This is a genomic window from uncultured Nitrosomonas sp. (genome assembly GCF_902826915.1).
Taxonomy (GTDB): domain Bacteria; phylum Pseudomonadota; class Gammaproteobacteria; order Burkholderiales; family Nitrosomonadaceae; genus Nitrosomonas.
On record NZ_CADEGP010000052.1, the window covers coordinates 1 to 23,134 of the forward strand.

A 23,134-nucleotide genomic window follows, 5' to 3' on the forward strand; every position below is an offset into this window, starting at 1 on the left:
GGCTACACCGCTTTCTCCTCACTTGTCATACACCAGAAATAATCATAGCTCAACCTTCCCCGGCAATCCCTACGATGGCCATACCCTTCATAAGCAACTCACACAGACACAGACGTTACTCGAAAACGCAGGATCAACGCCGAAGCAAGTCATTGTCGATCTCGGATTTCGGGGCGTGGATGCCGACAACCCGGACGTGAACATCATCCATCGTGGCAAGTACCAATCACTGACAATACCGCAGCGGCGCTGGCTCAAACGTCGTCAGGCCGTGGAACCCGCGATTGGGCATTTAAAGTCGGATCACCGAATGGACCGCTGCTGGTTGCAGGGCAAGTTGGGAGATGCGCTCCATGCTGTGTTGTGTGCGGCGGGATACAACCTGCGCTGGCTGATGAGGGCAGTACTCCGCTTGGGGCTAAAAGGTATTTTGTTGCCCTTTGCCTTGCTTCAGTTGATCAACCGCTTCCGCGCAAAACAACCATATATTGGCGAAGCTTTCTTGTATACAAAGCCTCCGCCACAGTCATGTGAATTTTGCAGGGCCGACTACCTTATCAAAGGTATTAAATGGGCGTGCTGCAATCTCTCCTGAAATGGCGCTACGAATCGAAGGATGGTTGGGCATTGAGAATGTGGAGGAAGTGCAGACTTATGGATGGCACAGCAAACAGCTTATGATCTATGGAATGCACGAAAGGCGCAGGATTGCCAAAAGTAAAACGTGCAGATACAGCAAATACAGACATTACGTTTTAACTTTTGCCTGGTGCCACTCTGTACTGTTCAGGATACTAATTCACATGCGAATTGAAATATTAGCTAGCTAACTTGCTGTTTACTTACAAACGTGCAAGATACGTCACATGACCGAAAAGATACAATTGGTAATTCACTTTTTTTGTAACACTTGCCAAACTCATTAGGCCCGGCGGAATAAGAACTGTGATGGTAGAGAATCTGTTATTGAAACAGCAGCTGATCACTTTGACACGCCAACGATCACGTGCACTCCGATTTACTTCGTTTGATCGTGCCTTGTTTGGTTATCTGACATTTTTTACCAGCAAAAAACGGCTACAGAAAAAAGCGGTTATTTTAAAGCCCGCTACACTTCTGAAATTTCATCAAGCATTGGTCAAAAGAAAATACAGCAAACTTTTTTCCAGTAAAACACAAACGAAGCCTAGTCGCAAAGGACCTGAACAGGACTTGATTGATCTTGTGGTTGAAATGAAGAAGCTCGATTCAACCAACATTTTTACAATAGAACTTTATATAATTCATTGAATAGCAATGAATTATGCCAAAACCCATTGTTATATAATCCTGTCACAAATTCTAAGATTTGAATCCCTGACCAAGCCGTCATCATTCAGGGCGGGCCTTTCGTACTGCAACCCAGTGGTCGGTTAACCATTAACAAGAAAATGAATTCCTATTCCTGCGACGTAACCCAAAGCAATTATAGGCGTCCAACGTAGATGAGAATAAAAAGTATAATACCCTTTGGAAGTACCCATAAGAGCCACTCCTGCAGCCGATCCAACTGCAAGCAAACTACCACCAACACCACATGTTAGCGTTACAAGTAACCATTGAAAATGCGACATGTCGGGTTGCATGGATAACACTGAAAACATTACAGGAATATTATCAATTATGGCAGAAACCACTCCCATAACGATATTTGCAGTTGTTGCACCCCAGCTACCATACATTACTCCGGAAGCAAGACTCAAATAGCCAATAAAAGCGAGCCCCCCCACACTGAACATCACGCCAAAGAAAAACAAAAGAGTATCCCATTCAACTGTTCGAATGGCGCTAAAAATATTGTATTCAAGCTCATCCGCCTGTCTTGTTCTTTGAAGATAATAAGCCAAAAACATTAATAGAGATAAGCCTGTCATCATGCCCATAAATGGTGGAAGCCCTAAAAATTGTTCGAACGAGACGGCCAGGAAAATAGTAAATACTCCCAAAAATATCCCACGTCTTGCACCACGACGCAATACAATATGTTCTTTCATAGTATCTGGGCGTTCCGAATTAATTGCAAAGCTCATGATAATTGCCGGAACCAGGTAAGTTGTCACCGATGGTAAAAATAATGAAAAAAACTCAAAAAATTCCACTCTGCCTGATTGCCATACCATTAACGTCGTTATGTCTCCAAATGGACTAAAAGCGCCTCCTGCATTAGCTGCGCATACAATATTAACCATTGCAACTGAAACAAAACGGGGGCTGTTTGCGCCAACAGCCATTACAACTGCGCCCATTACAAGTGCCGTCGTGAGATTATCGGCCAAGGCGGATAGAAAAAAAGCAATGATACCGGTAATCCAGAAAAGCTGTCGATAATTTAACCCACAATTTATTAGCTTAGCTTTCAATGCCTTAAATACATTTACACTTTCCAATGCTGCGATATAAATCATTGCAGCCATTAGAAACAGCATGAGACTGCCATATTCATCCAACCCATGAAAAACAGCCGCGCGGAGTTGTTCGTGGTCAACATCATAATCGGGCGCTGCAAATCCTATGATCATCCAAATAATGCCTGCGCCGAGCATGACAGGCTTTGATTTAGGTAGTAACGTTTTTTCCTCTGTCATCACTAACAAGTATGACAATAAGAAAACCACTAAACACAAGATGGCGCGTGGATCTGCATATGGTTCAATCATATGATCGCGAGATGATAATGCCATAACCATGCCTGGTAACAATATGGCAAGACCCGTAAAAAATGTATACTGCAGTAATTTTTTCATAATCTTTTTGCGCAATATCAGGGGTACAAAAAAAATTATATCAGTAAGATAAAGTATTCATTCCTGAACAAAAATATTTTTGGATGATCTCATTTAAAATCTTACGCAAAGCTTCTTCATTTTTGCCATTTAATTCCAGATAAAGCACTGCGGCAATATGTCTGAATTGATCAACAAGGTACGGATCAAAGTGTGTGCCGCTATTTTCTATTAGCATTTGTATCGTTGTTTCGAAACTAAATGGTTCTTTATACGGTCTTTTTGAGGTTAAAGCATCAAACACATCTGAAATGGCGAAAATACGTGCATTGATTGGTATTTGTTCTGCTTTTAGCCCTTTTGGGTAACCATTACCGTCATATTTTTCGTGATGACCACCCACAACATCCTTGGCATTAGTCAGCCAAGTTGACCGGCTAATTATTTCAATCCCTTTGTCAACATGTGTCTTCATCAGTGTAATTTCTGACGCAGTGAGTTTTCCTGGTTTTAATAATATACTATCAGGTATGCCGATTTTTCCCACATCGTGGAGAAATGCACCTTTGATTAACGATTGAATCTGGTGGCTAGGCAGGTTGATTTTTTCTGCGAGGCGGGCGGCTATAATGGTAACCCGATAATTATGCGCATTGGTATCGCTATCCCGCTTCGCGATTGCGCCACCCAGAACTTGAAGTATTTCCAGGTTTGAATCCAGTAAATCAACGGAGTAATTTACCAGCTTTCGCGTTAAATTGATAATCACAGGATATAAGATTGCCGAGGTTAACAAAACAATCAATATCGCATAAAACACAGTCATATAGACTCGGTTTGTTAAAGCATTCACGGTCGACTTTGTGAGTAAAAACATCGTTCTCAAGTGACCAATTGGACTTCCGGCACGATTCTGTAGTGGCATAATTAAATGGACGTAGCTGCCGTCGTCGAGTTGTACGATTTCCTTCGAAACTACTTTGTTATTCTGTAAATGGAGCGGTGTGTCGTTTATATAACGCTTCACGTTATCAATATAAGGGTAATTTGAGTTATATTCGCTAACGACAGCATTTTCATCCAAAATTGATATTTGATAAAAAACAAAATCACCAATACTTTTATCGTACTGAATATGAGACAAGGCATCAATTGCCTGATGCAAAGCCTGACTTAATGTGACATCTTCATTCACCAGATATTCATTTGTTCTTGCACGTAATGTTTCGATACGATCATGCGCCGTAATTAAAACATGCTCATAAATATTGTCTTTGGCAGCATTATGCACAATCACTGCCAGCACAAAAGAAAGTAATATTGCGACGACTAAAACGCGACGCGCCAAGACCACATAAACAAAGTGTTTTAGGGAATTATTTTTGTTTATGCGCATTGTCGCAAATAGCTCGAAATTTGATATTAATGCAATTTCTGAATTTTAACTCACTTTTGTGTTTTCAGGGCAAACCTGAATCCAAACAGGTACTTCGCAAAATCCAGCGATCATTGCTTGGACTCTCATTCCTTTGCCAATCATAATCAGGCGAGTAGTACCGAGCGTTACATCGCAGATACGTAGCATGGCAATTAGCAAGAATGCATGGAGTACTTTCTGAGTTCATGGTGTAAAAACAATATAAACATAATATCTCTAAAAATTTAGAGTTTTAAACACGATAAGAAGGGATAGGAAAGGAATCCGAAAAACGGATATCTGCAAAATCCGGATTATGGCGGCACCCTGAATGCGTTGTATCTTTTGGTAAAAGAAAAATTATTTGTAATAATTCAGATTTGATTTGCCGGGTATAAAAAATAACTGTACCTAACGATCATTGTCAGTTAGCTTCCCACCTCATAAATGAAACACCCTTTTTAGGGCACTTCCTCGGCATCCAAAGCTAGAGGCGCCAGGGGTGGCGCTTGGTAGAGACAGCCGAATAAGCATTCAATAGGGCAACATCTCGCATCGCTGCATCTGTGCGCGATAGTTCTTTGCGCCCAAAATTCGTGTTGTTTCACGTTAACAATATCACAAGAATAGCGTACTGCTTTTTATAGGATACGTTAACTTTATTTTTGATAATCTGTTGTATTAATAGAAATGTCATTCTTTTTTTCTCGCAGTTTGGCCGCCTCCGAGCGAATATACTCTCTAATCAATAGTAGTTGTTCCTCGGGCACTTCTTCAAAGCTAGGCATGCCCCGCTCTTTTGAACCAACGCGTAAAAAACTTATAAAAGCCGGTTCTACTGGAATTATCCATGAAGTACGCAGATCTGGTGCTTGGCCGACGGCAACTGCATTGTCCCCATGGCAAGCCATACAACGGTTTATAAAAACAAGCTTCGCGGTCTCTAGTGTTTTCTTGTCGGCTGTTTTGTAGTCCGGGTCTGGAAAAGCAATACGTGTATTTTCTACAGCCTTTATTGGTTGAGAGATAGCTAGTTGATCACCATCACCATGAATAAAGTGACTTATACTTTCACCTAATTCCTCAATCTCTTCCAGCATTGCTGTAGCAATTGTTTCAGAAGGAAGTTCGCTATTACCATGAAGTGCGAAAGTTAACACACGTCGCTTCATTTTTTTGTAATCGGGCAATGCACCCAATGATTGTCCATAAGCGGATATACTTGTACCCAATCCAGTCAACACTGTAACGTATTGCTTGCCGTCAGCTATATAGGTGATTGGCGGCGCCAGCACCGGGTCGCCCGCATCAAACGACCACAGCAGTTTGCCATTTTCAGCGTCATAGGCTTTGAATTCCCCGGTAATTTGACCCTGAAAAACAACATCTCCTCGTGTAGCTAGAACACCACCATTCCATGATCCTGGTCCAGGTACACTCCAAATCTCCTTCTGTTTAATCACGTCCCAGGCCAGCAATTTACTCATGGGATCGGTCAGCTTTCTGTTTCTGTCATAGTGCAGCTCCATGACAACTGCTACATCAAAACCATTTCCCGGCAAGTGCTTCCAGTTTTTGATGTCCACCATGCGGTCATCGTATCGTGCACCCAGTTCCATCACTGGAATAAAGACGCGATTATTTTCATCATCAAAAGACATCGGTAACCAGCTATGCGCACCTGCAGGACTGGGATAAAGAGTAAATGTACCATTCGGATAGCGGGCTTCAGGGTTTTCAACCGGCCGACCGGTTTCCAGATCGATATGATTCGCCCAGTTTGCCTTGGCAATTTTTTCGGCCGAGATCAATTTTCCATTGGTACGGTCAATGACGTAGAAAAAGCCATTTTTAGGTGCCGTGACGACAATTTTACGTTGTTTGCCATCTATTTCGGCTTCACCAAGCTGCATGTCCATTGAGGCGTTATAATCCCAGGTTTCGCCTGGGTTGATCTGGTAATGCCAGCGGTACTCGCCCGTTTTGGCATCCAAGGCTACAACAGAACAAAGAAACAGATTATCGCCTTTACCCTGACTACGCACTTTGATATTCCAGGGCGAGCCGTTTCCCGTGCCGATCAATATTTGATCAAATTCTGCATCGTAAGTAAACGCATTCCAAGCATTTCCACCACCGCCATATTTCCACCACTCGCCATGCCAAGTTTCTGCCGCCATTTCCATAGCTTTATTTTCAAACCCATCCTTCGGATTACCTGGAACGATGTAAAAACGCCATAGTTGTTTACCCGTCTCTGCATCATAGGTCGTCACAAATCCACGTGTAGAAGCATGTTCGGTGCCACCATTTCCAATAATTACCTTGCCATCAAAAACGCGTGGTGCACCAGTTACGTAATAGCTGCCGCCGGTTATTTCTTTAAGTGTATTGACTACCCAGACTTCATCACCGGTTTTTGCATCTAGTGCAATTAGACGACCATCGATAGTACCGACGTAGATTTTATTATTCCACCAGGCAAGTCCGCGAGAACCCCAACCCTGACGTAAACGAATACCTGCATACTTTGCCACATTTGAATCATACTTCCACAACAGTTTGCCTGAAACAGCGTCTATTGCGTGCACCACACTATATCCCACAGAGATATAAACGGTATTACCGACTTCGATGGGGCCAGTAACAGTATTTCCGGCGTCAAGATCCATATACCAGGCAAGTCCCAGTTTGGAAATATTTTTAGCATTAATTTCATTCAGAGCGCTAAAATGTTGTTCGCCGTATGTACCATTAAAAGTGGGCCAATCATTCCCCGCGCTAGTACCGAGAAATATTGCATCAATTTGCTTCTCACTGTGCTTTACTTTTCCACCGAAAATATTGCCTGCATTCAATGCGCAGAATAGCAACAAAGCTATTGTTACTCCCTTCTTTCTAAAATACATTTTATTCACCTGAAAAATTAAAATGTCCCCAAAAAAGATACTAGCATGTGATTTTCATTCTATAATAATGCGTATTGCATGTGCTGTAAATACAGAATAGAATTTCTGTATTTGGTATGTCAAAACAAAGCGATTTTTTGGTGCTCGGGGGAGGAAATACATTTTTTTGTTGTCATGTTTCTTGGTCTAAAATCTCCGCCTTCAGGGAGAAATTGGCTTTAGCCGTAAATTATTTTAAATTTTTTGCAAGGACGAATAGTTATGTACGCTCCAAGAGTTGAAGTGGAAAAATTTTATAGGCACCCAATTAATGTGCTGCTGATTATCGGCATGAGTTTTTTTTGTACAACCGCTCAAGCTGCTACCGAAGATAATTTTCTGATAAGAAATACGGGCGATATAGTTCAGATCTGCTCTGTTTCTCCAGAAGATAGGCTTCATACACAGGCTATTCATTTTTGCCACGGCTTTTTAGTAGGCATCTACCGCTCTCAAAGTGAGTTTTACAGTAATCCTGGATTGAGCCCTCTGGTTTGCTTGCCTGAAACATTGCCGTCCCCTGCAAACGCAGGAATAGGTGAGGTTGAATTATCGCGCAATCGGATAATAACCGAATATATCCAATGGGTAAAAGCACGTCCAGACTATTTGCAAGATTCTGTTGTTGCCACAGTAATGAAATATTTAGTAGATCATTTTCCTTGCAAAGATGATTGATTGTTGATTGATTTATAATGTCAAAGTGAAGGAAGTAATCATGAAAAAAATTGTTCAGTTCTGCATTTTGGTTGTTTTATTTATCAGTATTACGGGATGCGCTGGTATGTCGGACACTAATCAACGACTATTAACCGGTTCTGCAGGTGGTGCGGCAGGCGGTGCGGCAATCGGTGCAATTGCCGGTAGTGCAGGAATGGGGGCGGCAATCGGAGCGGGAGCGGGATTGTTGGGCGGTTTTTTGGCAGACCAGCATAAAAAGTCTGAAGACCGTGCTTATCAAAAAGGGTATCAGGCAGGGCAACAGAAACGTTAGGAAACATGTTAATCTTCTACGATAGTTTCTGTATGTTGCTTTTGAACAAGAAAGTTATATTTTCGATAATTCTCTTACTATTATCAAACGAGCCTGCAATAGCAGGCACGATCAGTGCAGAGGAAATATTTAATAAACTAGGATTTTCCAGTGCTGAGAAAGAAAAAATTGCAAATGGAGAATTCGTTTCAAAAGAATTGAGCGCAACACATGACCGTGAATTGGCCATCACTATTGCTTTTCACGTAAAGATGACGATTGACGAACTACGGAATGAAATTAAGAAAAAACCGATAATCACAACAGACCCGGGAACCATCGATTGGTCGTCGATATCAAGAGACGCCAGTCTGGCGGATTTTAAAATGCTCGATTTAGGTCCCGACGAGAGAGAGCGTTCAATGGCTTATTTAAAAGCTGAGCCCGGCATAGCATTGAATTTAAGTAAAGACGAAATACTTGCATTCAATGCTATTGAAGTTCTACCCGGACAATCACCTATAAAGCCCACTACAGAGGCTGTAAAGAAGCAACTATTAGAGCGGCTCCGAGCATATCGGCAGAATGGTTTGTCAGGAATAGCTCCCTATGAGCGAGCCAAAGATAATACTTCAGTATCAACTTTTTTAAGACAGGCATCGGAAACTTTATCAACATTAAAAACGATAATGCCCGGCCTTTATAATGTGCTCATAGATTATCCCAAGAATATTCCAGATGAACTTAGCGAAGAGTTTATTTGGCACAATTACAACGCATATGGTGAACCGGTATTTATTTTATTGCATCAACTTGAAATGGCCGATGCAGAAATTTTTGTGGTTGTGCAACGTCAATTTTATGTTAGTGGAAGCTATAATGGCGGACAATCAATCAGCGCGTTTGTGCCTGTGGAAAATGGCAAAGCGACGATCGTATTTTATGTTAATCGTGTCTCTACCGATCAAATATCAGGTCTGGCTTCTACATTAAAACGGTCAATGGGTAGTAAGATTATGATTAATAAGCTTAAAGATATTTTCCAACAGTCCCGAGAAAAAGTGGAGCAAAACATACAGCAATAATCGCATTCCAGACGGTTCATTCCTGCTATTAAGAATTACTTGATTCTGGAAACAGGTTTAAGGAGTTTTTACAATGAACCCTAATAATTTGGAATTATGAGTGCAAATCTTTCTTTAGTTGAACAAGCAAAGTTTTTCGCAATTGGTAAACACCGTCGGATAAATCAGCGGCGCAAGTATTCATATCAACCGTATGAAATTCATTTAAAGGCAGTTGCGAAACTTGTATCACAAGTAACCGGTGATAAAGAGATGGTAGCAGCGGCCTGGCTTCATGATGTTGTTGAAGATACTGCTGTTACTTTTGAGGATTTGGAGCATATTTTTGGTCAAGGTGTGACATCTCTTGTTCGTGAACTCACCGATGTAAGTCGATATAGAGATGGAAATCGTTGTTTGAGAAAGCAGATTGACAGGGAACATATTGCGCGCGCTTCTGATCGGGCCAAAACTATAAAATTGGCTGACCTTATAGATAACTGCGAGGATATTTGCTCAAATGATCCCAAGTTTGGACGAGTATATCTCGATGAAATGAAAGAACTTTTAAATGCGATAGAAAAGGAATTACCACTTTATAAACGTGCTTTCAAGATACATTCCAAATGGGACAAACAGCTTTCAAGGGTTATAGCAAAGAACGATGACTCTTCCGATCAGATGTCGTGGTGGTTTCTGTTGGATAAAGACAAGCGATTGATTACGTTAGAATCAATTAAGTTTTTGATGACTAATTTCTGTGCAAAAGATATAGCTGAGATTTATAAAACACAACAAAAAGACATTTATCAAGTTCAAATTGTTTCTCCAGATTCACCCTTAACACTAGTGGTCAGTATTTTGGCCTACTTTGAAGTCTGCTATATTGAAGTAGACGGTCAGATTAAAAAGAAAATCACGCGTGATAATTTTGAATCTCCGATTGCTAAAACCTGGCTGGCAGGAATTATTATTTTATATGACCAAACAATCACTGACCTACTTCAAAAACTATGGAATGAAGAAGAATTGAAACAGAGTCTTTCACCGGGACGGTTAGAAAAAGCTGAGCAAATGATTAAGGAGCGCGAGCGACGTGGAAAGCAAGCTGAATTAATTGATTGTTTGCAGTTTTCGGATAAATTTCAAACTCTAATGAAACATAAGCATATTTATTCAAAATTTGGTTATTCTTCCGCGAGTGCGATCAAGCGTGTCAATCAAGAACTTGAGTCTTTACGCAATAACATTGCACATGGTCAGAGCGTTACAAAAGACGATTGGGCACAAATTGTACGGCTTTCGGAAAGACTCACTGAGATTGTAAATTTTAGTACTGCGTGAGTTGTTGCAGAATCGCTAAAAGCTCTTCGCAGATTTGAACTTTGTCAGAATAATTTTACTGCAAACTTATGAAGTTACTTAAAGTTGAGAAAATCTTTTGCTTACTACCGATCATTGTTCTAGCGGCATCCTGTGCGCTGATAAATAATCAGGAAATCAAGCATGCCAAGGCTTCTGCAAGTACACATTTTAAGATTGAGGGTAGTTTCTTATATAGAGAAAAAATTTCTTTTCCTAAAAACTCAGTGGCAATTATTACTTTAAATGACATATCACGCGCAGACTCGGAAGCGATTATAATCGCAAAGCAGGAAATTGATCTTGATGGTAAATCGGTGCCCGTAAGGTTTGAATTGACCACGGATAAAGACAATATTCTTCACAATATGCGTTATGCCGTTCGGGCTGAGATACGAAATCAAAATCGCAGTCTGTTGTGGACCACTGATACAACTCACTGGATTGATACTCAAAATACGCACCAGGTTCTGCCGCCTATTACACTTAAGCAAATTGCTCCACTTAATTCGCATGGTAACATATCCAATCTGATTGGAACAAAATGGTACATAACCGCCATAAATAACAAACAGGTTATTGATTCAAGCAAAGTGCACTTACAATTTGCGGTTGATGGTAAAGTTTTTGGTTTTACAGGATGTAATAACTTTTCTGGTAAATTTACCGTCGATCACGAGCATTTAAATTTTTCACGCCTGATACTAACCAGGAGGGCATGTATTCCTAAATTAAGCGATCAGGAAAAAGACTATATTCAGGTTCTAGAAACAACTTCGTATTATCGCGCCAATAAAGATGATCAGCTGACCTTAATGACACCGGATGGAGAAGGAATACTGGCTGTGCGAAGTTTGTCTGACTTCTCAGAGTAGTGTGGTAGTTACAAAAAGAGAAAATGTTGATGGTTAAAACATGCCAGGCTTGGAAAACTTCTGCAGGATTATTGCTGTTAATGTTGGTAGGCTGTACGACTTTAGGCCCAGATTTTAAAAATCCGGAAGCACCGCTGATGGAAAGTTGGCAGCATACAGATGCAACGTTATCCAATGAGTCCTTAATGCAAGTTGAATGGTGGGAACTGTTTGATGATCCCATACTGGATACATTAATTCAGACTGCTTATCAGCAAAATCTTCCGTTACAAATTGCAGGGCTGCGCATTATTGAGTCCAGGGCGCAACTGGGTATTGCCGTAGGCAGGCTTTTCCCGCAATTTCAGGAGGCCAGTGGCTCGTTTACTCATAATGAGATTAGTGAGAATGCACCCAACGTATTTTCGGGATTCACTGATACACGTTACAGAAATGCGCAAATCGGATTTGATGCTGCTTGGGAACTCGATTTCTGGGGACGGTTTCGTCGTGGTATTGAGTCGGCCAGAGCAAACTTCGCGGCTAACGTGGCCGATTACGATAACGCTTTAGTCAGTCTTGCTGCGGAAGTGGCTCGGGCCTACATTACGATACGCACGCTTGAAGAACGGCTTACGCTTGCGCAGAATAATATCGTTTTGCAACGAGAGAGCTTGAGAATAGCGCGGGTAAGATTTGAAAATGGTGCAACCAGCGAACTTGATTTGCAACAGGCGACCTATAATCTTGCAAATACCCAGGCGTTGGTGCCATTGTTACGGCGCGCGTTACGGCAGGCTAAAAATAGCTTAAGTGTATTATTAGGTATGCCGCCCAATGGCTTGCGTGAAACATTAGGGGAAAACAGCGCCATACCGAGAGTGCCGCCGACAGTGGCTACCGGGATACCTGCTGATTTACTCAGGCGTCGGCCAGATGTACGACAGGCAGAAAACTTGGCCGCGAGGCAAAGCGCATTAATCGGAGTGGCTAAAGCAGAATTATTTCCCAGATTTTCAATTACAGGCGCAATCGGCTTTCAAGCCAGTGATTTCGCCAGTACTAATTTCTCCGACTTGCTAGATACGGAAAGTATGTTTTTGACAGTTGGTCCTTCTTTCCGTTGGAATATACTAAACTATGGCCGTATTTCGAATAATGTCCGAGTTCAAGATGCACGTTTCCAGCAAAGCATCGTAAATTATCAAAATACGGTGTTAAAAGCTTATCAAGAAGTTGAAGATGCTCTGGTCGCTTTTTTGCAAGCGCAATTGGAAAGCAACTTTCGTGCCACGAGTGTGGCTGCCGCGCAGCGCGCTGTCGAGATCGCCCGTATTCAGTATCGCGAAGGTACAGTGAATTTTCAGCGCGTGATCGATTCCGAGCGTGCCCTGGTTGAACAACAAGACCGGTGGGTCAGTGCCCGTGGCGATATTTTACTGAATCTCATTGCAATGTTCAAGGCACTTGGTGGCGGTTGGGAAATTCGTGAAAACCGTGAATTTATTTCGGAACAACACAAACAAGAGATGCAGGATCGTACGAGTTGGGGGAATTTGCTTCAAGATTCCGATGGGCCCGAGAAAGGAAGTATGTCGAAACAGCTAATTGACTTTATAGTTAAATAATATGAAATTAATGGATTTTATTGATTTGCGTGTTAGTGTTATCGGTGCTATTTTCTGCATGCTTGCTGCATTAACGGCTTGCAGTGAACCATCCAAACCAGAAGTTGATATTTCCCGCCCGGTCAAAATGCTGACAGTTGGAGGATCCAATCAAGGTATCAGGTTGGAATATCCGGGTGTGGTTGCTGCCGTCAAGACGGTTACACTGGGTTTTGAAGTGCCAGGCAAAATTATTGATTTTCCGATTATAGAAGGTCAAGACGTAAAAAAAGATGACCTACTGGGACGGTTGGATCCCGAAGATTATCGAGCCGAACGGGACTCGGCAGCTTCACATCGCCAGGCAATGGATGCAGCTTACAAACGGGCAAAAAATATTTTCGACCAAAACGCTGGCTCTCAAGCAGATGTTGATAACGCATTACGTAACATTCAAGTTGCAAATGAAGATTTGAAGAAAGTGCAGAAAGCACTGAATGATACGTATCTTAAAGCGCCCTTTTCAGGTCAAATCGCAGAAACCTACGTTGATAACTTTCAAAATGTGCAAGCCAAAGAGCCCGTGGTGATAATGCATGATCTGGATACATTGAAAATTGAAGTTACTGTACCCGAGATAGATATGGCGCTCAGCAAATCCAAGACCGATGTCGACGAGTATACTAAACGCATGCAGCCGGAAGTAAGCATTAGTGCTTTATCGGATAATCATTTTCCGGCCGTGCTGTATTCTTTTACTACTTCTGCAGATCCTGCCACGCGGACTTATATCGCATCTTTTCGTTTTTCCAATACGTCGGAACACAGTATTTTGCCAGGTATGACAGCAAAATTAAGTATATTGGCCGATTCGATTAGAAATCAGCAGCATGATACTATCAAAATACCAGTTAAAGCGGTGATACCCAATGCTCAAAAACAACCCAGCGTTTGGCGTATAAACCCTAACTCCATGCAAGTGACACAAATTCAGGTGAAACTGGGTGACATGTTCAGTCAGTATGTTCATGTTCTGGATGGCCTAAGTGCCGGTGATCGCATTGCCATTTCTGGTGTCCATTATTTACGCGAAGGAATGAAAGTACACTCGTTACCAAAGCAGACTGCTAAATAGAACTATGAATATAGCTCAATTTTTTATTGAACGCCGCGTCATTACGCTTGTTTTGGCGTTTGTCATGCTGGGCGCGGGTTTTTTAGCGTTTGAGAACTTGAGTCGCTTGGAGGATCCTGAATTTACGATTAAAGAAGCGTTGGTGGTTACATCGTATCCCGGAGCCAGTGCAGCAGAAGTCGAAGAAGAAGTGTCCGACAGGCTGGAAAAAGCGGTTCAGAAACTGGGGCAGCTTAAGCGGGTTGAATCGAGATCTGAACGCGGGCTATCGACATTGACCGTTACAATTAAAGATCAATACGACAAATCCACGCTTCCTCAGGTTTGGGACGAATTACGACGCAAAATTAGCGATGTTCAGCATGAACTGCCACCTGGTGTCGGTCCGTCATTGGTTATTGATGACTATGGAGATGTTTATGGAATTTTTATCGCCGTTTTGGGTGATGAATATAGCTACTCTGAACTTAAAGATGTGGTTGATTTGTTGCGTCGCGAATTGTTACTGGTTCAGGATGTGGCTAAAATTGATACGTTCGGCGAACGCATAGAGGCTATCTATGTTGAATTGAATCGAGACAGAATGTCAAAATTGGGTATATCGCCCGATGTTGTCATTAACCAGCTGCGGCACAAGAATCTGGTAGCTGCCGCCGGTCGGATAAAAATCGGCAGCGAATTTATCACTTTGCAGCCCACAGGGGAGATCAAAACCGTTGAGCAATTCGGCGCAATTTTAGTAAGTGATCTTAAAGCTAACCAGGTCTACCTCAGTGACATCGCGCGAATTTGGCGCGGCTATGTAGAACCGCAACAAAACATGATTTATTACGATGGCAAGCCAGCCATTGGATTGGGTATCTCAACCGCATCAGGTGGTAACGTCGTGTCTATGGGCGCGATGCTTACGAAACGCCTAGAAGAATTACAAAGCCAGATACCACTTGGCATTGAATTTGGAATGGTTTCTGTTCAATCGGAAGCTGTCGAGGTTGCTATTCAGAGCTTTGTACTCAGCCTCATCGAAGCCGTCGCGATTGTCATTGTTGTTTTACTGCTTTTCATGGGAATGCGAAGCGGTTTATTGATTGGTTTTGTACTCGTGTTGACAATCGCCGCGAGTTTTATTTTTCTGGCGCCAATGGAAGTGGCGCTGGAACGCATTTCTCTCGGCGCATTGATTATTGCTTTAGGGATGTTGGTAGATAATGCCATTGTCGTGGTTGATGGTGTATTGGTTAGAGTGGAAGAGGGCCAAAACGCGAAAAAGGCAGCTGTTGAAGTTGTCAATCAGACTGCAGTACCTTTATTGGGCGCTACCATTATTGCGGTTCTGGGCTTTGCAGCAATAGGTACATCAGATGACAGTACCGGTGAATTCTGTCGTTCGTTGTTTCAGGTTGTTCTGGTGTCATTACTGCTTAGTTGGGTGATTGCAGTGACGATTACACCTTTGCTGTGTGTAATGTTTATCAAAAAGAAGCAACAAAGCAACGAAGAATCTAGCGATAGCTCCGGTGGTTTTTACAATCTGTATAAGAAAATTTTAATAGCTTGTATTCGCCGAAAATCGATAACGATCAGTGCTGTGATTATGATGTTTGTAAGCGCTTTATGGGGCTTCCAATATATTGAACAAAGTTTCTTTCCACCTTCAACACGTCCACAATTCATGGTGGATTTGTGGTTTCCGCAAGGCACGCATATCGAGGATACGCAAAAGCAAACAGAGCAGATTGAAAGCTATATTGGACAACTGGATAATGTGACGCATGTGACATCGTTGATTGGCCAAGGCGGTTTGCGTTTTTTGTTAACATATCAACCTGAAAAGCCCAATAGTGCCTATGTTCAGTTATTGGTAGATATTGAAGATACCGAGATGCTGGCCCCGTTATTGCAAAATATTGAAGATTATTTATCGGTGAATCATCCTGATATCGTCGGTTATACATCCAAGTTTCAGCTGGGGCCAGGCAGTACAGGCAAGGTTCAGGCACGTTTTAGCGGCACTGATCCGGATGTTTTACGTGCGTTAGCGGATCAAGCATTGGCCATTAACTATGCTGACCCCAACTCAAAGGGCATACGTACCGACTGGCGGCAGCGTGTCAAAGTGATTAAACCGTTGGTCGCCGAAGAGCAAGCTAATCTGAATGGTATTACTCGACAGGATATCGCTTCAACTTTACTTGAGGGTTTCCAAGGAAGAAATGTTGGCACTTTCAGGGATGGGGATTTATTATTACCCATTATTCTTCGTGCGGAGGAACTCGACCGAAGTGATATTCGCAGTTTCTATAATCTGCAAATCTGGAGTCCGGCAGCGGGCACAATGATTCCATTGCGACAAGTCGTACCTGATTTCGAGGTTGTCTATGAAGACGAAATTATTATGCGGCGGGATCGTAAGCGGACTATTACCGTTTTCTCCGATCCGGTAGAAGGACCAGCCTCGGATTTATTCGCACGCGTAAGGCCGCAAATAGAAAATATCGAATTACCAATCGGATATGAGTTGGAATGGGGCGGTGAATATGAAGATTCTGCCGATGCCCAGACAGGTTTAAAACAGGGGCTGCCGATATTTTTCTTGATGATGGTGTTGATTACAATTATGCTTTTCAATTCGTTGCGGCAGCCGCTCATCATTTGGGCTGTAGTTCCGCTTGCTCTGATCGGTGTTACAATTGGTTTGCTTATGACGAACCAACCGTTTGGTTTTATGTCGTTGCTGGGAATCTTAAGCTTGGCAGGTATGCTCATCAAAAATGCTATTGTCTTAATTGATGAAATCAATTTGCAAAAAAATAACAAGGAATTGATAACAGCCATTGTCGATTCAGGTGCTAGCCGTTTAAGGCCTGTGGCTATGGCGGCACTAACGACAGCTTTAGGTATGATCCCGTTATTATTTGACGCTTTTTTTGCAGCGATGGCTGTGACGATTATCGCCGGTTTGGTTTTTGCAACGGTACTAACAATGATCTTGGTGCCTGTCTTATATAGCATTTTTTACAACGTAAAGCCACATCATTAATTTGTGAGGTTAATCTGGTAAGCAACAAAATAGTTAGATCGAATTAACTTAATGGCGACCTTAAAACAACACAACTTTTATTTCTTGTTAGCAGGGTTGTTATTTTTGCTACTCGCGATTCCATTACTAAGGGATTTGACAGGAAAAAATTATCAGCATATCTCTGAGTTTACTTTTTCAATCTTTCTTTTAATTGGAATCTGGAGTTTGTATAAGGCGCCGCATATATTTTTGTTTGGTGTTGTCTTGACAATTATCGGTATTACGGGAAACCTGCTTGCCATTTTTACTGAAGTATTTTTTTTCGTTCTACTATCGTTAAGTTGCTATATTATTTTTTTGTTACTATCAATCAGTTTGGCTATTCGGCAAGTTGTTCTAGCAAACACCATCGATTTTAACAGCCTTGTCGGCGGCATTTGTATCTACCTATTACTAGGAGTTATTTGGGGGCTACTTTATGTAATGGTAAATGTTTTGATCCCCGGTTCATTTAACATCTCAACTAGTGAGAGTGCTTTTGAGCAATTGCAGGATTTCATATATTTCAGTTTTGTTACGCTAGCTACGCTCGGTTATGGCGATATTGTGCCCCTTAGTGCAACAGCGCGTGCACTATCAATAATTGAAGCGGTGTTTGGACAATTCTATATTGCTATTTTGGTGGCAGGATTAGTGGCTGCCTATATTACAAAAAGAATGCCGTCACAAAAGTGTTCTTCATAAATTTTTATTAAAGCTATAGTTATGTTTACTACCCAAAAAAACGATAAAGCCGAAGGCTCATGTATCATGTCTTACTTGACGATGCACGGGATAAAATTAATACTGTGTTTGTTAATACTTATCTTTTTATCAAAGCCCGTATATGCGGATGCGCTAAATGATATTTTGAAATCCGGAGTATTGCGAATTGGCGTTACTTTGTACGAACCATGGGCATTTAAGGATGAGAAAGGCAGCCTGAATGGTTTTGAAATACAAATGGCCAAACAACTCGCCAGTGATCTAGGTGTAAAACCACAATTCAACGTGATCGAATGGTCAAAACTTATCAGCTCGCTGCAATCAAAGAAAATTGATATTATAATCAGTGGAATGGCAATTACACCGGAGCGTGCCTTGCAAGTCAATTTCTCCAATCCGTATGCCAGCGCGGGTATTGATCTGGCTGCGTCGTTGCTGAAAACAAAACACATTGACTCTCTTGATGAATTGAATGATCCCAAAGTGGCAATTGGTGTCGTATCAAATACCGTTCCCGAGCAACTTGTAAAAAAACTTTTTGGTCAGGCAACTATCAAGTCATTCAATACACACGAAGAAGTCAAAAAATCCATACTTGATGGTGAACTCCATGTGTGGATCGATTCAACACCGATACCACGCTATTTGGCACTAGAATATCCTGATAAAGTAGATACCCCCCTTAATGAACCCTTGGTTGGTTACAAAGCGGGAATGGCTATCAACAAAAATGAGCAGGAGTTTTTGAATTATTTGAATGCTTGGATTACTGCCAGAGACGCTGATAGCTGGATTTTGGCTAGACATAAATACTGGTTCGAAACGCTCGACTGGAAGCATAAATGATGACTAATGTGTGTGACAGCAAACTTGCCACGCCGACTTATGAATACTGGTTAGTGCTGATACTTTTTTTTTCACTGGTCTCAATGGTGATGGGTGAATCACGACTAAAACTAAATTTTCCAGATGAATTTTATACACAAGGAATGACCAAGAAAAAAATTGTGCGTGACAAACATGGACAAGAGGAAACAAACGATGAAACGCGAAATTGGCGAAGTTCAAAAGAAACATCAGAAAATAAATTTCGATGGAAAAAAATTGAATTACATTATGGCATGCAAGAAAAGAGAGAAAGACATCAACCTTCAGACATGCTGCATGATAGATTTTCTACACATCAGTTAGAGTTGGAACCTCAATTTGGAGTACGATTCTAGTTTTCCACCTAATTGGTGTTCAGGTGTTCAAAATTCTTACACCTGATTTCAGAAAAATAAGCCTGCAGGCACTTGGCCATTACTAATCCAATGTATCCATTAACATAAGTTACAATTGTTTTTTATGCAAGAAAGTGCATCAGTAGAACCGACGGTTAAAATCGACGTCAACCAAAATAACGCTAATGAACTGAATCTGGTACTAAGTGGCGATTGGAACCTGCGGCAGGATCATCCGACATTTCATGACGTTGAGTCTTCGTTTCATACTTATCCAGTCAACAGAATAATTTTTAGTAGTCAGAAACTGGGCGACTGGGATAGTAGTTTGCTCATTCTTCTTTCTCAGTTGACCAGGTATGCCAAAGAGAAAGCTCTTGATATCGATTATTCTGGATTGCCTAATGGTGTACAAAATTTATTGAATTTGGCTACAACCGAAGCTGCTACACAAACAGATAATCAGCAACAAAAAACAACCAGCTTCATTACCCAATTTGGGCAGACTGTCATTGACTGGCAGCGCAGTACGGTTGAAATGGTTTTTTTTTTCGGAGAAACTGTTTTATCGTTAAAGCGTCTGGTGTTTGGAAAAGCCCAATTTCGCAGATCAGATTTTTTCTTAATTACCCAGGAAACTGGGCCTCAGGCGCTGGGAATTGTGTCACTTATTAGTTTCTTGGTCGGATTGATTCTGGCCTATATGGGTGCGTTGCAACTCAGTCAATTCGGAGCGCAGATTTTTGTGGCCGATTTGGTTGGTATTGGTATGGTGCGTGAAATTAGTGCACTAATGACGGGAATTATTGTGGCTGGCCGTACAGGTGCTGCATTTGCTGCTCAATTGGGTACAATGCAAGTTAATGAAGAAATCGACGCATTAAAAACGCTTGGTATATCACCGATAGATTTTCTAGTGCTGCCGCGATTATTGGCGCTGATTTTTATGATGCCGTTATTGACGATGTACTCCGGTATTATCGGTATTTTGGCTGGGGCTGTAGTTGCTTTGACAGTATTTGATATTGGTTTCTTCGAATATTATCACCAGACAGTACGCGCTCTTAATTTAAATCATTTTTTTGTCGGCCTTTTTAAGGGAACGGTGTATGGTGTTTTGGTAGCCTACGCCGGTTGTCTACGTGGTATGCAGTGCGGGCGGAGTGCTCAGGCCGTTGGAGAAACTACTACATCTGCAGTGGTTACCGGCACATTGTTGATTGTGATATTTGCATCTTTACTTACGATTATATTCCATAATCTGGAAATCTAATATGGAAGTATTATCTCAGACGGACCAGACTCGTCGTGAAAACGGCCAACAGCACACCGGGGTGTATATTGAAATACATAACCTCACCATGGCGTATGGTGATTTTATTATTCAGCGCGATCTGAATTTTACTATTAGCCGGGGAGATGTGTTTATTATCATGGGCGGCAGTGGTTGTGGAAAAAGTACTTTGATGAAACACCTGATTGGACTCAAGCCACCTGCTTCAGGTGACATCATTATTGATGGAATGAATTATTGGAAAGCACAACCGCGCGAACAAGAAGCATTAAAGCAGCGTTTTGGAGTTATGTTTCAGGCCGGGGCGCTTTGGAGTTCGTTGACACTGGCTGAGAATATCGCACTGCCGTTAGGCGAGTATACTAAATTGTCAGACAAACAGATTGCCGAAGTAGTCTCACTGAAACTGGCATTGGTCGGTTTGTCGGGATTTGAGGAATTTTATCCATCGCAAATCAGTGGAGGTATGCGAAAACGCGCTAGTCTGGCGCGTGCAATCGCTTTGGATCCAGAGATTGTTTTTTTCGATGAACCATCAGCCGGACTCGATCCGATCAGTTCGCGACGGCTGGACAACTTGATTCTGGAGCTTAGCAACAGTTTGCGCATGACAGTTGTGATTGTAACCCATGAACTGGCTAGTATTTTTGCTATAGGCAACAACTCTGTCTTTCTGGATGCGGATACTAAAACAATGTTGACAACTGGTGATCCAAATATACTGCGTAATGATACATCCAATCCGAAAGTGAAAAATTTTTTAAACCGGGGTGAATAATGGGCAAGCGAGCAAATCCTGCGATTATTGGGGCGTTTGTCTTGGGTGGCTGTATTCTGGCCACTATCGCTGTAATACTGTTAGGTGGCGATCAACTTTATAAAGAAAAGCGCGATTTTGTGATGTACTTTAAAGGTTCTGTCAACGGATTAAATGTCGGAGCACCGGTCAGTTTAAGAGGTGTTCAAGTGGGTAAAGTAAAAAATATTTTCCTGATCAATGATTATACTAAAGGTGAGATCCGTATTCCCGTCGTTGCTGAATATTATCCCGAGAACGTAATCACTATAGGTGAGGAATTTGAATCGGAAAAAGATAATGTAAAAAAATTAGTTGAAACATTTGGTCTGCGTGCGCAGTTACAAACGCAAAGCATGCTGACAGGCCAACTATTCATACAACTAGATTACCACCCAAATTCATCTTATGTGTATTATGGCGATGGTGATGTAATCGAGGTGCCTATCATTCCATCGACCCTGGAATTGTTTGAGAGGAAGTTTCGTGAATTGGATTTCTCCAGTATAACCAATGACATAAATGCCGTTGCAACGGCGATCTCAGAAGTTGCAAAAAATCCAAAATTAAATCAGTCCATTGATAATCTAGAAAAAGCATTGAAGGCGACAAACCAAGCAATGCTAACAGCTACCAATTTTATTAACGACATTGATTCTAAGATTGGGCCAATATCGAACAAGACTCACCTGCTACTTGATAAAGTAGCATTTACTTTATCGAAGATTGATACAGTATTGGTTAATATTGAGGAATTAAGTAATGAGGAATCACCAACCGTTTACAAAATACACATCGCAATGGATGAATTAACGAATGCGGCCAAATCAATTCGTGAACTTACCGATACCTTAGAAAGACAACCAGAAGCTTTGCTTCAGGGAAAAAAATCAGGGAAATAATTTATGCTGATAACTAAGATTCGATCGCTATTTTATCTAACTACAACTGGCGTTTTGTGCTTAATTCTTACCGGTTGTGGCACAACTCAACCATCCCAGTATTATATTTTAAGCAGTATCGAAGATATTGGCGGCGGCATTTCTGCTACTCAAAATAGAAGAGAAAAGCACATTGGCCTTGGCCCTGTGAACTTCCCAAAATACCTGGATAGATCAGCAATTGTTGTGCGGCAATCAGATTCGGAAATCAGTATCAACGATATGCATCGCTGGGCGGAGCCTTTAGAAAAAAATTTCACTCAGGTACTCGCTCATAATTTACAGACGTTGCTCAATAATTACTATGTGACCGTTTTTCCGTGGCGCAATGCCAAAAGTATCGATTATCAGGTAGTGATTGATGTACATCGCTTTGATGCTGATATTAATAATAATGTAATGTTATCGGTACAGTGGTTCGTATACAGAAAGGCTGATAATCGCAATTTACATTTTGAAAAAAGTATAATTACTGAAAAAGCTGAGAATCATACTTATGATGCTCTTGTAAAAAAACAAAGTGAAGTCGTAAAAATATTTAGTCTTGAACTATCGGATAAGTTAGAAGAAATATTACGCAAACTTACTGAAAGTTAGGGATTTTTGTGCGAATCACTATCTTTAAGCATCAACTGGCAAATTAAATAGTCTGCGACAGTGTGATTTTTCATGGACAACAGTTTTTGGTTGGGAATAGCATCATTTGATGCTTTTTGATTAGGTGAGACCTTTGCAAAATTCAACGAATTTCCAAATTCGTTACAATTTCTGATTTTTTTGTGTGTGAAAGAGTATTTTTTAGTAATTTTCTTGCTGAAATCACGCAAACAATCACTTTTATCGATCATTATCGGCTCAGAAGGCGCATTTCTCCTGTGATTTCAATGGTATCTGTCTATTAACATACAATCTGGGCTGTTGATACCGGCTTAAAATTGACCACCCATTACGGTTGAAAATTGACCAGGGGA

At 41.5% G+C, this 23,134-nt stretch carries 20 protein-coding genes; 17 read left to right on the forward strand and 3 right to left on the reverse strand.

All coding sequences use genetic code 11. The features are described from left to right. On the forward strand, positions 1 to 595 hold a 595-nt coding region (locus QZV86_RS09840), incomplete at its 5' end, for a transposase (protein ID WP_366925696.1). A 350-nt stretch (positions 596 to 945) separates the two neighbouring features. After that, on the forward strand, positions 946 to 1,290 hold the full coding sequence (locus tag QZV86_RS09845; RefSeq protein ID WP_295627125.1) for a hypothetical protein: 345 nt from the start codon (positions 946 to 948) through the stop codon (positions 1,288 to 1,290). A gap of 122 nt (positions 1,291 to 1,412) precedes the next feature. On the opposite strand, the gene nhaD is transcribed toward QZV86_RS09845, so the two are convergent. The 3 genes from nhaD to QZV86_RS09860 all read right to left on the reverse strand — a co-directional run bounded on the left by nhaD (position 1,413) and on the right by QZV86_RS09860 (position 7,088). Then, the gene (gene nhaD, locus QZV86_RS09850) at positions 1,413 to 2,783 is read right to left on the reverse strand and encodes a sodium:proton antiporter NhaD (protein ID WP_295627128.1); all 1,371 of its coding nucleotides are present in this window, start codon (positions 2,781 to 2,783) and stop codon (positions 1,413 to 1,415) included. 40 nt (positions 2,784 to 2,823) lie between these two features. Further along, complete coding sequence (locus QZV86_RS09855) at positions 2,824 to 4,158, reverse strand: HD-GYP domain-containing protein (protein WP_295627132.1); 1,335 nt, start codon at positions 4,156 to 4,158, stop codon at positions 2,824 to 2,826. Between the two features lie 680 nt (positions 4,159 to 4,838). Beyond that, positions 4,839 to 7,088, reverse strand: coding sequence for a PQQ-dependent dehydrogenase, methanol/ethanol family (locus QZV86_RS09860; protein WP_295627135.1), 2,250 nt, complete (start codon positions 7,086 to 7,088; stop codon positions 4,839 to 4,841). A 282-nt stretch (positions 7,089 to 7,370) separates the two neighbouring features. Between QZV86_RS09860 and QZV86_RS09865 the strand changes: the two genes are divergently transcribed. The 15 genes from QZV86_RS09865 to QZV86_RS09935 all read left to right on the forward strand — a co-directional run bounded on the left by QZV86_RS09865 (position 7,371) and on the right by QZV86_RS09935 (position 22,760). After that, complete coding sequence (locus QZV86_RS09865) at positions 7,371 to 7,805, forward strand: Rap1a/Tai family immunity protein (RefSeq protein ID WP_295627140.1); 435 nt, start codon at positions 7,371 to 7,373, stop codon at positions 7,803 to 7,805. A gap of 40 nt (positions 7,806 to 7,845) precedes the next feature. Continuing rightward, positions 7,846 to 8,121, forward strand: coding sequence for a glycine zipper family protein (locus tag QZV86_RS09870; protein WP_295627143.1), 276 nt, complete (start codon positions 7,846 to 7,848; stop codon positions 8,119 to 8,121). A gap of 5 nt (positions 8,122 to 8,126) precedes the next feature. After that, positions 8,127 to 9,185 carry a hypothetical protein gene (locus tag QZV86_RS09875; protein WP_295627147.1) on the forward strand — a complete coding sequence of 353 codons (1,059 nt, stop codon included), beginning with the start codon at positions 8,127 to 8,129 and terminating at the stop codon, positions 9,183 to 9,185. Positions 9,186 to 9,281: 96 nt separating this feature from the next. Beyond that, positions 9,282 to 10,508, forward strand: coding sequence for an HD domain-containing protein (locus tag QZV86_RS09880; protein ID WP_295627150.1), 1,227 nt, complete (start codon positions 9,282 to 9,284; stop codon positions 10,506 to 10,508). Between the two features lie 68 nt (positions 10,509 to 10,576). Then, entirely contained in the window at positions 10,577 to 11,401 is an 825-nt protein-coding gene (locus tag QZV86_RS09885; protein ID WP_295627153.1) for an META domain-containing protein, read from the forward strand. 29 nt (positions 11,402 to 11,430) lie between these two features. Further along, positions 11,431 to 13,008 (forward strand): efflux transporter outer membrane subunit, encoded by a 1,578-nt coding sequence (locus tag QZV86_RS09890; RefSeq protein WP_295627160.1) that lies wholly within the window; start codon positions 11,431 to 11,433, stop codon positions 13,006 to 13,008. A gap of 1 nt (position 13,009) precedes the next feature. Continuing rightward, positions 13,010 to 14,122: an efflux RND transporter periplasmic adaptor subunit gene (locus QZV86_RS09895; protein WP_295627163.1), complete on the forward strand. Its 1,113-nt coding sequence runs from the start codon at positions 13,010 to 13,012 to the stop codon at positions 14,120 to 14,122. Positions 14,123 to 14,126: 4 nt separating this feature from the next. Beyond that, positions 14,127 to 17,162 carry an efflux RND transporter permease subunit gene (locus QZV86_RS09900; RefSeq protein ID WP_295627166.1) on the forward strand — a complete coding sequence of 1,012 codons (3,036 nt, stop codon included), beginning with the start codon at positions 14,127 to 14,129 and terminating at the stop codon, positions 17,160 to 17,162. 51 nt (positions 17,163 to 17,213) lie between these two features. Then, entirely contained in the window at positions 17,214 to 17,888 is a 675-nt protein-coding gene (locus QZV86_RS09905; protein ID WP_295627170.1) for a potassium channel family protein, read from the forward strand. A gap of 21 nt (positions 17,889 to 17,909) precedes the next feature. Next, complete coding sequence (locus tag QZV86_RS09910) at positions 17,910 to 18,755, forward strand: transporter substrate-binding domain-containing protein (protein ID WP_295627173.1); 846 nt, start codon at positions 17,910 to 17,912, stop codon at positions 18,753 to 18,755. Next, positions 18,752 to 19,132, forward strand: a complete 381-nt coding sequence (locus tag QZV86_RS09915) for a hypothetical protein (RefSeq protein WP_295627177.1) — start codon at positions 18,752 to 18,754, stop codon at positions 19,130 to 19,132. The genes QZV86_RS09910 and QZV86_RS09915 overlap by 4 nt, the downstream gene beginning before the upstream one ends. Positions 19,133 to 19,256: 124 nt before the next feature. Continuing rightward, positions 19,257 to 20,405, forward strand: coding sequence for an ABC transporter permease (locus QZV86_RS09920; protein ID WP_295627180.1), 1,149 nt, complete (start codon positions 19,257 to 19,259; stop codon positions 20,403 to 20,405). Between the two features lies 1 nt (position 20,406). After that, positions 20,407 to 21,204, forward strand: a complete 798-nt coding sequence (locus QZV86_RS09925; protein WP_295627184.1) for an ATP-binding cassette domain-containing protein — start codon at positions 20,407 to 20,409, stop codon at positions 21,202 to 21,204. After that, positions 21,204 to 22,124: an MlaD family protein gene (locus QZV86_RS09930; RefSeq protein ID WP_295627187.1), complete on the forward strand. Its 921-nt coding sequence runs from the start codon at positions 21,204 to 21,206 to the stop codon at positions 22,122 to 22,124. The genes QZV86_RS09925 and QZV86_RS09930 overlap by 1 nt, the downstream gene beginning before the upstream one ends. Before the next feature lie 3 nt (positions 22,125 to 22,127). Continuing rightward, positions 22,128 to 22,760, forward strand: a complete 633-nt coding sequence (locus QZV86_RS09935; RefSeq protein ID WP_295627191.1) for a membrane integrity-associated transporter subunit PqiC — start codon at positions 22,128 to 22,130, stop codon at positions 22,758 to 22,760. The last annotated feature ends 374 nt before the right edge of the window (positions 22,761 to 23,134 follow it).